Origin of the sequence: Pseudoxanthomonas winnipegensis (genome assembly GCF_004283755.1) — a bacterium.
In the GTDB taxonomy this organism is placed as follows: domain Bacteria; phylum Pseudomonadota; class Gammaproteobacteria; order Xanthomonadales; family Xanthomonadaceae; genus Pseudoxanthomonas_A; species Pseudoxanthomonas_A winnipegensis.
Map to the genome: position 1 here is coordinate 151,000 of NZ_SHMH01000004.1, position 12,359 is coordinate 163,358.

Consider the following 12,359-nt stretch of genomic DNA (forward strand, 5'->3'; position numbering starts at 1 on the left):
TGTGATGGTGCACGCCTGATGTCCGTTTCACCGACGCTGCCGCTGTCCGCCTCCGACGCCGCCCTGTCCGTGCTGCCCGCCGGCCTGCGCGACCAGGTCGAGCCCGCCCTGGCCCAGCCCGGCGCGCAGGACGGCATGCCCGATCCGTGGCCGGTGCTGGCCAACACTCTGGCGACCCTGGCCGGGCTGTCCGCCGATGCCGAGGTGCTGGGCGCCGCCCTGCTGTTCGGCCTGCCGGGCCTGCAGCCGGCGCTGCTGGGGACGCTGCGCACGCGCCATCCCGGCCTGCCGGCGCTGCTGGATGGCCAGGCCGCCGCCGCGCAGGTCTGGGCGCTGCATGCCGAGCCGGCCTCGGCGCGCAACACCGAAGGCCTGCGCCGGCTGCTGCTGGCCATGGTCCACGACCTGCGCGTGGTGCCGATCCTGCTGGCGCGGCAGCTGGCGCGCATGCGCACGGCCGCGACGCTGCCGGCCGACCAGCGCCGCGAGCTGGCCCTGCTGACCCGCGACATCCATGCGCCGCTGGCCAACCGGCTCGGCATCTGGCAGCTGAAGTGGGAGCTGGAAGACCTTTCCTTCCGCTACCTGCAGCCGGACACCTACCGCTCCATCGCCGCGCAGCTGGACGACAAGCGCGGCGGGCGCGAGCGCTACATCGAGCAGGTCAAGGCGAACCTGCGGCAGACCCTGGCCGCGCACCACATCGCCGCCGAAGTCAGCGGCCGGCCCAAGCACATCTACAGCATCTGGAAGAAGATGCAGCGCAAGCAGGTGGCGCTGGACGAGCTGTTCGACCTGCGTGCCGTGCGCATCGCGGTCAGCGACGTGGCCCAGTGCTACGCGGCGCTGGGCGTGGTGCATGCGCTGTGGACGCCGATCCCGTCGGAGTTCGACGACTACATCGCCCGGCCCAAGGCCAACGACTACCGCTCGCTGCACACCGCCGTGATCGGCCCGGAAGGGCGCGCGCTGGAGGTGCAGATCCGCACCCACGAGATGCACGCCCAGGCCGAGCTGGGCGTGGCCGCGCACTGGCGCTACAAGGAGGGCGGCGGCGATGCCGCCTTCGACCGCAAGATCGCCTGGATGCGCCGGCTGCTGGAGCATGCCGGCGACAGCGAAGCGGGCGATACGGCCAAGGCCGAGGCCGCGCTGGGCGGGGAGTTCGCCGCCGAGCTGGCCGAGGACCGCATCTATACGCTCACGCCCAAGGGCGAAGTGATCGACCTGCCGCGCGGCGGCACGGTGCTGGATTTCGCCTACCACGTGCACACCATGGTCGGGCACCGCACGCGCGGGGCCAAGGTCAACGGCCGCATCGTGCCGCTGGGCCACGTGCTGCGCAGCGGCGACCGCGTGGAGATCATGACCGCCAAGACCGGCGAGCCCAAGCGCGACTGGCTGCTGCCGGCCAACGGCTTTCTGGCCAGCGCGCGTTCGCGCGACAAGGTGCGCGCGTATTTCCACAAGCTCGACCGCGCCGGCAACATCGCCGCCGGCAAGGAGCTGCTGGAGCGCGAGCTCAAGCGCCTGCATCTGCATCAGCTGGACCTGGGACCGGCGCTGCGCAAGTTCCGCGCCGAGACCGCCGAGGAGCTGTACATCCAGGTGGCCCTGGGCGACACCGGCCCCAGCCAGGTCGCCCGTGCGCTGCAGGAAGAGCAGCGTGCGCAGGCCGGCGACGGCCCGCTGCCGCCGCAGAATCCGATCCGCCGCCCCGTGCAGCGCGCCCCCGGCGCGGACAAGTCGCGTTTCACCGTGCAGGGCGTGGGCAATCTGCTGGTGCAGCTGGCCAAGTGCTGCCAGCCGGTGGCCGGCGAACCCATCGTCGGCTACCTCACCCGCGGCCGCGGCGTCACCGTGCACCGGCGCGACTGCGCCGCGCTGCGCCGGCTGGCCGCCCAGCATCCGCAGCGCGTGCTGCCGGTGGAGTGGGGCGTGGCCGGCGGCGGCTACGAGGTCGATGCGCTGATCAGCGCCATCGACCGCAAGTGGCTGCTCAAGGACATCACCACGCTGATCGCGCAGGAGGATGCGCACGTGCTGGACATCCACAGCGACAGCGCCGGCGGCGCCGGCAAGATCCGCTTCCGGCTGAGGCTGAAGGTCTCCGACTACGGTCAGCTTTCCACCCTGCTGGGCAAGCTGGACGCGTTGCCCGGCGTGCAGGACGCGCGTCGCGCCGGCTGAGCGCAGCTTTCAAAGCGCTTTTGCCACACGGGAAGCGCGCCTCCGGCTGCGCCGCCGCGCAGCTGTTCCACCGCAGCTTTAGGCCCCCGCCCTTTCGTGCGTAGCACGAAGGGGAGGGCTGGGGAGGGGTGCTTTTTTGCTCTTGCACTTCAGGCGCCGCGCGAAAAGCACCCCCTCCCAACCTCCCCCTGCCCGCGCGGGCAAGGGGAGGGGCAGATGACCTCTTTGATCATCGTTCCCGTGGACTTAGGAAACCCAGCCTTGTGCACGCAGCGCGAGAGGCATTGGATCCACCGTGTTCGCGGGAATGACGGTGGATCTCGGTGCCCCGCCTTCTCCCGCAAATCTGCCGTTCAGCATAGGGAACGGCTTGTCACGTGGGCTGGCGGATACTGCCGCGCGTGATGGAGCCGCACGACCGATTGCCTGACGGCAGGATCGAACCGCGCATCGACTGGCAGGCCACGCCAGGCGAGCCGGATCGCGTGCGCCCGCTGCCGGTTCCGCGCCAGACCCGGCGCTGGCCGTGGATCCTGGGTGCGGCCGTGCTCGCGCTTCTGGTCGCGGCGGTGGCGCTGCGCCAGCCGATCGCCGATCGGCTCTGGCAAGGCACGCGCGTGCAGGCCCTGCTCGACCAGGGCGAGGCGGCGCTCAAACAGGGCCGGCTGAGCGCGCCGGACGGCAGCGGCGCGCGCCAGCGTTTCGAGGCCGCGCTGGCGCTGGACAACGACCGCAGCGAGGCACGCGACGGCCTGGCCCGCGTCGGTCGCGCCGCGATCGGTCAGGCGCGCGCCGCGCTGGATGCAGGCGACCTCGCAGGTGCGGGCGCGGCACTGGACCTGGCCCGCCAACTGCAGGTACCGCGCGCCGACGCCGACGCGATCGCGGCCGAACTGCGCCAGCGCGAGGCCCGCGCCGCAGGTATCGGCACGCTGCTGGCCCAGGCCGTGGCCGCGCGTGCGGCCGGGCGCATCGTCGGTGGCGACGATGCCGCGCTGCCGCTATTCCAGCGCGTGCTGGCGCTGCAGCCGGACAACACCACCGCGCTGGAGGGCCGCGAGGATCTGTTGTCCGACCAGCTGCAGCAGGCGCGCCGTGAACTGGCCGCCGGGGAGTTGGCCCAGGGCGCGCAGCTGATCGAGCAGGTGCGCGGCTTCGACGCCGGCCACTTCGACCTGCCGGCCGCGCGCGCGCAGCTGGCGCGCGCCCTGGACGATCAGCGTCGCCAGGCCGAAGCCGATCTGCGCCGCGGCCGCTTGGAAGCGGCGCTGGAGCGCTACCGCGCCGTCCTCGCCGCCGCGCCCGGCGATGCCGCCGCCACGAGTGGCGTGCAGCAGGTCGCCCGGGCCTACGCCGAGGACGCAGAGCGGCAGGCGGCGGATTTCGATTTCGAGCAGGCGCGCGCCGCGCTGGCCCAGGCCCGCGCGCTGGCGCCGCAGTCGTCGGCCGTGGCCGAGGCCACGCGCGCGATCGAGCGCGCCCAGCGCAGCCAGGCGCGGATGGAGCACGCCGCGCCACCCTCGCCGCAGCGCCAGCGCCGCGTGATCGCCCTGCTGGAAGAGGCCGAACGCGCCCAGGCCCGCGGCGACTGGGTCGACCCGCCGGGCGAAAGCGCCTACGACAAGCTGCGCGCCGCCCAGGCGCTGGCGCCGGACGACGCGGCCGTGCGCCGCGCCGCGCAACGCCTGCTGCCCAACGTGCAGGGCTGCGTGAGCCGCGCGCTGGCCGCCAACCGCGTGCGCGCCGCGCAGACCTGCCTGGACGCCTGGCAGGCGATGGCGCCGGGCGATGCCAGCCTGGCGGCGGCGCGCCGGCAGCTGGCGATGCGCTGGATCGACATCGGCAGCGAGCGCCTGGGCGCCGGCGAGCTGGGCGTGGCCAGCGAGGCCCTGCAGCGCGCCCGCGGCCTGGACCGCAGCGCGCCGGGGCTGGCCGACTTCGCCGCGCGCATCGCCCACGCCCGCGCCGGAGGCGGCTGAGCATGGCCCGCGCACAGCCGCTGGTCGGCGAACTCATCCCGGCAGGCCAGGCCGGCACGCTCGGCCCGCACGAGCTCGAACAGCTGCGCCAGGCCGTGCGCAGGCTGGAACACCCCAGCTTCGGCGCGCGCGTGGCCAACTTGGTCGGCGCACCGGTGGAGCGGCTGGTCGGCTTCCTGCCGCGTCGGGCCCATGCGCTGATCGCCGCGGCCACACGCAAGGCCATCGGCGCGGCCCTGCGCCTGTCGCTGACCACGCTGGACACGCGCGTGCCGGCCGAAGGCGCGCGCAAGTCCTCGGACTGGTGGCACCTGGGCGCGACCTCGGCCACCGGCGCGTTCGGCGGCGCGTTCGGCCTGACCGCGCTGGCGATCGAGCTGCCGCTGACCACCACGATCATGCTGCGCTCCATCGCCGACATCGCCCGCAGCGAGGGCGCCGACCTCAACGACCCGGCCGTGCGCCTGGAATGCGTGCGTGTGCTGGCGATGGGCGGGCCGTCGTCGGCCGACGACGCGACCGAGGTCGGCTACTACGCCGCGCGCGAGGCGATGAGCCGCATGGTCGCCGACGCGGCCACGCACGTGGCCCGCCACGGCCTGCAGAAGGAAGGCGCGCCGGTGCTGGTCGGCCTGGTCAAGGCGATCGCCGAGCGCTACTCGATCCAGGTCAGCGAGAAGGCCGCCGCGCAGTGGATGCCGGTACTGGGCGCGCTGGGCGGGGCGACGGTCAACGCCGTGTTCACCGACCACTTCCAGAGCATGGCCCGCGGCCACTTCGTCGTCCGCCGCCTCGAACGCCTGCACGGCCCGGAGACGGTGCGCGTGGCGTATGAGGCGCTGGCGCGACTGATGGAGGAGTGAGCGAAGAGAAGTGAGGCGTGAGCGGAAGCGAGCGCCTGCATTCGCTCACTCACTCATCTCCCCTCACTCCTGCTCCAAAAACAGCCGCCTCACCGTCGCGCGCGCCGCGTCCAGCGAGAAGTGCCGGCGCACATTGTCCAGCCCGTTGTCGGACAGCTGGCGCCACAGCGCGGCGTCGCCGTCCAGGCGCAGTACGGCGTCGGCGAAGGCCTGGGGCGTGTCGGCGACCAGCACATCCAGCCCGTCGCGCAGGTGCATGCCTTCGACCGCGATCGAGGTCGCCACCACCGGCAGGCCGTGGGCCATGGCCTGGTTGACCTTGCCCTTGACCCCGGCGCCGAAGCGCAGCGGCGCCAGCGCGATGCGGCTGGTGTCCAGCAGCGACTGCAGGTCGGGCACGTGGCCGTGGACGATGAGATGGGCGCCGGCCAGGCGCCGCACCTGCGGCGGCGGGTCCATGCCCACCACGTGCAGGCGCAGGCGCGGGGCGCGGGCCAGGATCAGCGGCAGCACCTGCTCGCCGAACCACACCACCGCATCGACATTGGGCGGGTGGTGGAAGCCGCCGACGAACAGCAGATCGGCGCGGTCCTCGAACGCACCGCCGGGCGTGGCCGGGCGATGCAGGTTGGACAGGATCTCCACGCGCACCTGCGGCGCCACGCGCGCCAGTTCCTCGGCCTCGACCGGGCTGACCACCACGGTGGTGTCGGCCGCGGCCATCACCGCCAGTTCGCGCGCCTGGGTGGCCTGCGCCTGGCGCAGCATGGCCGCATCGCCGCCGGTCTGCGCGCCGCGCTGCTCGCGCAGGTAGTGCAGGTCCACGGTGTCGAACACCACCTTGGCCTGCGGCGCATGCGTGCGCAGCAGCGGCACCACCGCGTCGGCCACGTAGTGGCGGCACACCATCGCCGTGGTAAAGCGCGCGCCGTGCTGGCGCAGGAAGCGCGGCAGGGCCGTGGCGAACGGCGCGTACCAGACCTCCACGCCCATGGCCTGCAGCGCCTGCGTATAACCCGGCACATGGGCCAGGTCGGCGGCGACGAACACCACGTGCGCGCCTTCCTCCTGCAGCAGCGCGATCAGGTTGACCAGGCGCAGCGAGGCCGAGTCGCGGTCCGGCCGCGGCGTCATCGAATCGATCAGCAGCACCTGGCGCTGGTGCGCGTGCAGGCTGGCGGGCGAGGGTTCGCTGCGCTGGGTCGGATGGGCCTGCAGCGTGGCCTGCCACTTGTCGGCGAACACGGCGGCGTTGCGCACCTGGTAGGCCTTGATGCCACTGCCGGTGTCGTTGCCGGCGGTGGCGCCTTCGCGGTGCACGACCACCGAGGCCGGCTGGTACAGCACGCGCCGGCCGGCCGCGCGCACGGCGAAGGCCAGGTCGGTGTCCTCGTAATAGGCCGGCGCGTAGCGGGTGTCGAAGCCGCCGACCTGTTCGAACAGCGCGCGCGGGATCGCCACCGCGGCGCCGGAGAGGTAATCGGCCGCGCGAACATAGTCATAGCGCGGGTCGTCGGGCGGGTCGAAGCGGCCGTAGTTCCAGGCCGAGCCATCGGCGAACACCACGCCGCCGGCCTCCTGCAGGCGGCCGTCCGGATAGACCAGCTTCGCCCCGGCCAGCCCGGTGCCCGGATGGGTGTCGAAGGTGCCCAGCAGCGCCTCCAGCCAGCCGGGCTGGGGCAGGGTGTCGTTGTTGAGGAAGACCAGGTAGCGTCCGCGCGCCAGCGCCGCGCCGTCGTTGCAGGCGGCGATGAAGCCGCCGTTGCGCGGGCGCAGGTGGTAGCGCAGGCCCTGCACCTGCGGCAGGCAGGCGGCGGTGTCGTCGGGCGAGCCGTCGTCGACCACGATGATCTCCACCGGCAGCGCCGGCGGCCGGGCGGCCAGCGCGCGCAGGCAGTCCAGGGTCATCTGCAGCTGGCCGTAGACCGGGATGACCAGGCTGGCCAGCGGCGCCTCGGCGGCCGGCACGGCGAAGGGCGAGAACGGCTGCGAGGCCGGCAGCCACAGCGGCCGGGCCGGGGCGGGGCGGTTCAGGGCGCCGGCCAGGCGCTGCCAGGCGCGGCGGGCGGTCGGGGCCAGGCCGCGGCTGCGCGCGCTGGCGATGACGCGCCGCAGGGTGGAGGCCGCGCGCGTCCAGGCAAAGCGCGCCTCATCCCACAACATCCTCATCAGAACTCAACTCCGGCTGATCGGGCGGAAGGCCGCGCGGCCGGCCGCGTGCGGGGCTGCGCTAGACTCTCCTGTCCTTTTCATTGTCGCACCACCTGTGGCCCGCAACGATTACGACGCCGACGAGGCGTACGACGACGAGCACGACGAGGCCACAACGGCCCCCCCGGCCTGGCGCAGCCGCCTGATCACCGCCGTTCTGGCGCTGCTGGGGCTTGGGCTGGGCTTCATGATTCCGTACGTGGCCTACCTGAACCACCAGGTCAGCCAGCGCTTCGGCGCGCTGCAGTGGCAGATCCCCACCCGCGTCTACGCCCGCCCGCTGCCGCTGGCCGAGGGCGAGGCGCTGGACGCGGCCACGCTCAAGACCGAGCTGGACGCGGCCTCCTACCAGGACGACGGCAAGGGCCAGCTGCCCGGCACTTACGCGCGCGACGGCAACCGCTTCACCATCGCCAGCCGCGGCTTCACCGACGTGGACTACATCATCCCGGCCACGCGCATCCAGGTGACGCTGTCGGCGGGCGAGGTGCAGGGCCTGCGCGACCTGGCCCGCGGCCGCAACATCCGCTCGGCGCGGCTGGACCCGGCGCGCATCGCCACCCTCTACGGCCAGCAGCAGGAAGAGCGCCGGCTGGTGCGGCTGGAGGACGTGCCCGAACTGCTGGTCACCGGCCTGCAGGCGGTCGAGGACCGCGACTTCGCCACCCACCACGGCATCGACCTGTCCGGCATCGCGCGCGCGGGCTGGGAGTTCGTCAGCAGCGGCGGCCAGGTGCGCCAGGGCGCCAGCACGCTGACCCAGCAGCTGGCCCGCAGCGGCCTGCTCGGCATCGGCCGCGAGCAGACCGTGGGCCGCAAGTTTAACGAGATCCTGTACGCGCTGATCCTGGAGGCGCGCTACGACAAGCGCACCATCCTGGAGGCCTACTTCAACCAGGTGTACTGGGGCCAGCGCGGCAGCCAGGCGATCCACGGCGTGTCGGCGGCCTCGGAGTTCTGGTTCGGCCGCGATCTGGACAGCCTGTCCACCGAGCAGATGGCGCTGCTGATCGGCATCGTCAAAGGCCCGTCCTACTACGATCCGCGCCGCCATCCCGAGCGCGCCCGCGAGCGCCGCGACCTGGCCCTGCGCCGCATGCTGGCGACCAGGCTGATCGACCAGAAGGAATTCGACCGCGCGGTGAAGGCCCCGCTGGGCGTGACCACCGACCCGGGCATCACCGCGGCCAACCGCTTCCCGGCCTATGTGGACCTGGTGCGCCGCCAGCTGGCCCACGACTATCCGTCCGACGCCCTGCAGGGCGCCGGCCTGACCGTGATGACCGGCATGTCGCCCTCGGCCCAGGCCTACGCCGAAGGCGCGGTCAAGCGCACCATCGACCAGCTGCAGAAGGGCAAGCGCCCGCCGCTGCAGGCCGGCCTGGTGTTGACCGACACGCACAACGGCGACGTGCTGGCGGTGATCGGCAACCGCGACGTGGCCGTGCCGGGCTTCAACCGCGCGGTCGAGGCCCAGCGCCAGGTCGGCTCGATCATCAAGCCCTTCGTCTACCTGCTGGCGCTGTCGCAGCCGGACACCTGGTCGCTGGCCAGCTGGGTGGACGATGAGCCGATCACCGTGCCGCTGGGTCGTGGCCGGAGCTGGAGCCCGTCCAACTCCGACAACCGCAGCCACGGCCGGGTGCGGCTGATCGACGCGCTGGCCCATTCCTACAACCAGGCCACCGTGCGCGTGGGCCTGAAGGTCGACCCGCAGCGCGTGGCCGACCTGCTCAAGGTGCTGGCCGGCGTCGAGGCCGAGCCCAACCCCTCACTGATCCTGGGCGCGACCGACCAGAGCCCGTATGCGATGGCGCAGGCCTATCAGTTCCTGGCCTCCGGCGGGCAGATCCAGCCGCTGCACGCCGTGCGCGGCGTGATCGACGCCCAGGGCCGGGTGCTCAACCGCTACGACAAGACCCCGGCCAAGGCGCAGGAGGGCGATTCGATCGCCGCCCACCTGGTCACCGTGGCGCTGCAGGCGGTGGTCACCGACGGCACCGGCCGCCAGCTGCTCAGCGACGGCCTGGGCCGGCTGTCGCCGGCCGGCAAGACCGGCACCAGCAACGATGGCCGCGACAGCTGGTTCGCCGGCTACACCGGCGATCACCTGGCCGTGGTGTGGATGGGCAACGACCAGAACCTGGAGACCGGCCTGTATGGCGCCACTGGCGCGATGAAGGTCTGGTCGGGCATCTTCTCGCGCCTGCCCAGCGCCCCGCTGCAGGTCTCCAGCCAGGGCCTGGACTGGCAGTGGGTGGCCGATTCGGCCGCCACCGACGCCAGCTGCCCGGGCGCGCGCCGCTTCCCGTTCGTGGCCGGCCACGCGCCGCCGTACCAGGCCTGCCAGCAGTTCTCCACGCCGGAGGAACAGTCCGGCGGCTGGCGGCGCTGGTTCGGCCTGCCGCCCAAGGAGGAGCCGGAGACCCCGGCCCGCGAACTGCCGACCCCGACCCCGCCGCCGCCGTCCACGAGCCCGCTATGACCCGTCCCTGCCGTCTTGCCTTGGCCTGCGCGCTGCTGCTGCCGCTGGCCGCCTGCGTGACCGAACCGCCGCCGCCGCCGGCCGCCCCGGCGCCGCCGCGCCTGACCCCGACCCAGGCGCTGAACGCCGTGCTGGCCGTGGCCAAGACCGACGACCGCGAGCTGGACGTGCAGCCGATCCGCGACCCGCAGGTCGAAGACCTGCGCGAGGCCTCGGTCGCCGCCCAGCGCCGCCGCGACTGGCAGGCCTCGGCCGAGGCGCTCAACCAGGCCCTGCTGATCAGCCCGGACGACCCGGCCGTGCTGCAGGAGCGGGCCGAGGTCGCCCTGGCCCTGGGCGACTGGGAGCGCGCCGAGACCCTGGCGCGCAAGGCCTTGTCGCTGGGCTCGAAGACCGGCCCGCTGTGCCGGCGCCACTGGTCGACCATCGAGCAGTCGCAGATCGCCCGCGGCGAGACCCAGAACGCCGCCTCGGCGCACGCCCAGATCGCGGCCTGCACTGTGGCCGGCTTCGACCGGATGTGAGCGGCGCCGGTCGCCGCCGCGCGGCGCGCTGATGGCGCAGCTGTCGCAGGCCAGCTGCGAGGCGCTGGGCGAGGGCGGTGCCCTGGCACAGCGCCTCGAGAATTTCGTCCCGCGCCAGGCGCAGCTGGCCCTCACCGGGGCCATCGCCGATGCGCTGGATGCGCGCGAGACCCTGCTGGCCGAGGCCGGCACCGGCACCGGCAAGACCTACGCCTACCTGGTGCCGGTGCTGCTGTCCGGTCTGAAGGCGATCCTGTCCACCGGCACCCGCGCGCTGCAGGATCAGCTGTTCCACCGCGACCTGCCGCGCGTGCGCGCCGCGCTGGGCGTGGGCCACAGCGCGGCGCTGCTCAAGGGGCGCGCCAACTATCTGTGCCGCTACCGGCTGGCGCAGGCGCGCGGCGAGCCGCGCTTCGTCTCGCGCGAACAGGCCGACCAGTTCCAGCGCATCGTGGTGTGGAGCGGGCGCACCCGCTACGGCGACATGGCCGAGCTCGAATCGCTGCCCGAGGATTCGCCGCTGCTGCCCATGGTCACCTCGACCGTGGACAACTGCCTGGGCACCGAATGCCCGTTCTGGGACGACTGCTTCGTGGTCCAGGCGCGCCAGCGCGCGCAGGCCGCCGACGTGGTGGTGGTCAACCATCACCTGCTGCTGGCCGACCTGGCGCTCAAGCAGGAGGGTTTCGGCGAGATCCTGCCGGGCGCGCAGGCCTTCGTGATCGACGAGGCGCATCAGCTGCCGGAGCTGGCGGCGAACTTTTTCGGCGAAGGCTTCGGCCTGCGCCCGCTGCAGGAACTGCTGCGCGATGTCCTGGTCGAGGCGCGCCAGGCGCCCGGCGCGCTGGCGCCGCTGCAGCCGCCGGTGGCCACGGCGGAGCAGACCCTGCGCGAGCTACGCGCGGCGATGGAGTTCCTGCCGCCGCGCGGCACGCGCGAGCGCGCGCTGGGCAGCGCGCCGGTGCGCGAGGGCTTCGACGCCCTGGTCGTGGCGCTGGAGGACCTGGCCCGCGCGCTGGCGCCGCTGGCCGACACCACGCCCGGCCTGGACGCCTGCAACGCGCGCTGCCGCGATATCGAGGGGCGGCTGTTGCGCTGGCTCGGCGATCCCTCGGCGAACGGGCCACAAGCCCTGCTGCGCCATGCCGATGTGCCCCCGGCGGACCTCGACGACCTGCCGCTGGCGCCGGACGACGCGCCGCACGACGCCTCGACCGATGTGTTCTGGTACGAACTGACCCCGCGCGGCTTCCGCTGCCAGCGCACGCCGCTCGATGTGTCAGGGCCCCTGCGCCAGCACCGGCAGGCCTCGCATGCGGCGTGGGTGTTCACCTCGGCCACGCTGACGGTGGGCGGTGGCTTCGACCACATCGCCCAGCGCCTGGGACTGGATGACCCGCACACGCTGCTGCAGCCCAGCCCGTTCGACTGGCCGCGCCAGGCGCTGTGCTATCAGCCGCCGGGGCTGCCCGATCCCAATGCGCGCGGCTATGGCACGGCGCTGGTCGCCGCGCTGCTGCCGGTGCTGCATGCCTCGGACGGGCGCGCCTTCCTGCTGTTCGCCTCGCACCGCGCGCTGCGCGAGGCCGCCGAGGCGCTGCGCGATGCGCCCTGGCCGTTGTTCGTGCAGGGCCAGGCGCCGCGCGCCACGCTGCTGCAGCGCTTCCGCGAATCGGGCAATGGCGTGCTGCTGGGCTCGGCCAGCTTCCGCGAGGGCGTGGATGTGGTCGGCGAGGCCTTGAGCGTGGTCGCCATCGACAAGCTGCCTTTCGCCGCGCCGGACGACCCGGTGTTCGAGGCGCGGCTGGAGGCGATCCGCAACGCCGGCGGCAACCCCTTCCGCGACGAACAGCTGCCCCAGGCGGTGATCGCGCTCAAGCAGGGCGTGGGCCGGCTGATCCGCAGCGAGACCGACCGCGGCGTGCTGGTGCTGTGCGACCCGCGCCTGTCCGGCAAGGCCTATGGCCGAGTGTTCATGCAATCGCTGCCGCCGTTCGCGCGGACCCGCGAAGTGGCCGATGTGGCGGCGTTCTTCGGCAAGTGAGCGAAGCGCTGATTGGGGAGCCGGTGCGGAATTTGAGGGAGGAGGCCAGGGAAAGCCCATCGC

Annotated in this window: 7 protein-coding genes; 6 read left to right on the plus strand and 1 reads right to left on the minus strand. The window is 73.2% G+C overall.

Annotated elements, in window-relative coordinates; all coding sequences use genetic code 11:
- Positions 1–18: 18 nt before the first annotated feature.
- The 3 genes from EAT51_RS09235 to EAT51_RS09245 all read left to right on the plus strand — a co-directional run bounded on the left by EAT51_RS09235 (position 19) and on the right by EAT51_RS09245 (position 5,032).
- A complete protein-coding gene (locus tag EAT51_RS09235; protein ID WP_130517201.1) occupies positions 19–2,190 on the plus strand; it encodes a RelA/SpoT family protein in 2,172 nt (723 codons plus the stop codon).
- Positions 2,191–2,567: 377 nt separating this feature from the next.
- Entirely contained in the window at positions 2,568–4,169 is a 1,602-nt protein-coding gene (locus EAT51_RS09240) for a hypothetical protein (protein ID WP_228257869.1), read from the plus strand.
- A gap of 2 nt (positions 4,170–4,171) precedes the next feature.
- Positions 4,172–5,032, plus strand: a complete 861-nt coding sequence (locus EAT51_RS09245; protein WP_130517203.1) for an EcsC family protein — start codon at positions 4,172–4,174, stop codon at positions 5,030–5,032.
- A gap of 63 nt (positions 5,033–5,095) precedes the next feature.
- On the opposite strand, the gene EAT51_RS09250 is transcribed toward EAT51_RS09245, so the two are convergent.
- Complete coding sequence (locus tag EAT51_RS09250) at positions 5,096–7,201, minus strand: glycosyltransferase (protein ID WP_130517205.1); 2,106 nt, start codon at positions 7,199–7,201, stop codon at positions 5,096–5,098.
- A gap of 97 nt (positions 7,202–7,298) precedes the next feature.
- Here EAT51_RS09250 and mrcB point away from each other — a divergent pair, with 97 nt between their 5' ends.
- Genes mrcB through yoaA form a run of 3 tightly spaced genes read left to right on the plus strand, consistent with a single transcriptional unit; the run spans position 7,299 to position 12,296 of the window.
- Positions 7,299–9,728 carry a penicillin-binding protein 1B gene (mrcB, locus tag EAT51_RS09255; RefSeq protein ID WP_228257870.1) on the plus strand — a complete coding sequence of 810 codons (2,430 nt, stop codon included), beginning with the start codon at positions 7,299–7,301 and terminating at the stop codon, positions 9,726–9,728.
- The gene (locus EAT51_RS09260; protein ID WP_130517209.1) at positions 9,725–10,252 is read left to right on the plus strand and encodes a tetratricopeptide repeat protein; all 528 of its coding nucleotides are present in this window, start codon (positions 9,725–9,727) and stop codon (positions 10,250–10,252) included. The genes mrcB and EAT51_RS09260 overlap by 4 nt, the downstream gene beginning before the upstream one ends.
- A 31-nt stretch (positions 10,253–10,283) precedes the next feature.
- Positions 10,284–12,296, plus strand: a complete 2,013-nt coding sequence (gene yoaA / locus EAT51_RS09265; protein ID WP_130517211.1) for a DNA repair helicase YoaA — start codon at positions 10,284–10,286, stop codon at positions 12,294–12,296.
- The last annotated feature ends 63 nt before the right edge of the window (positions 12,297–12,359 follow it).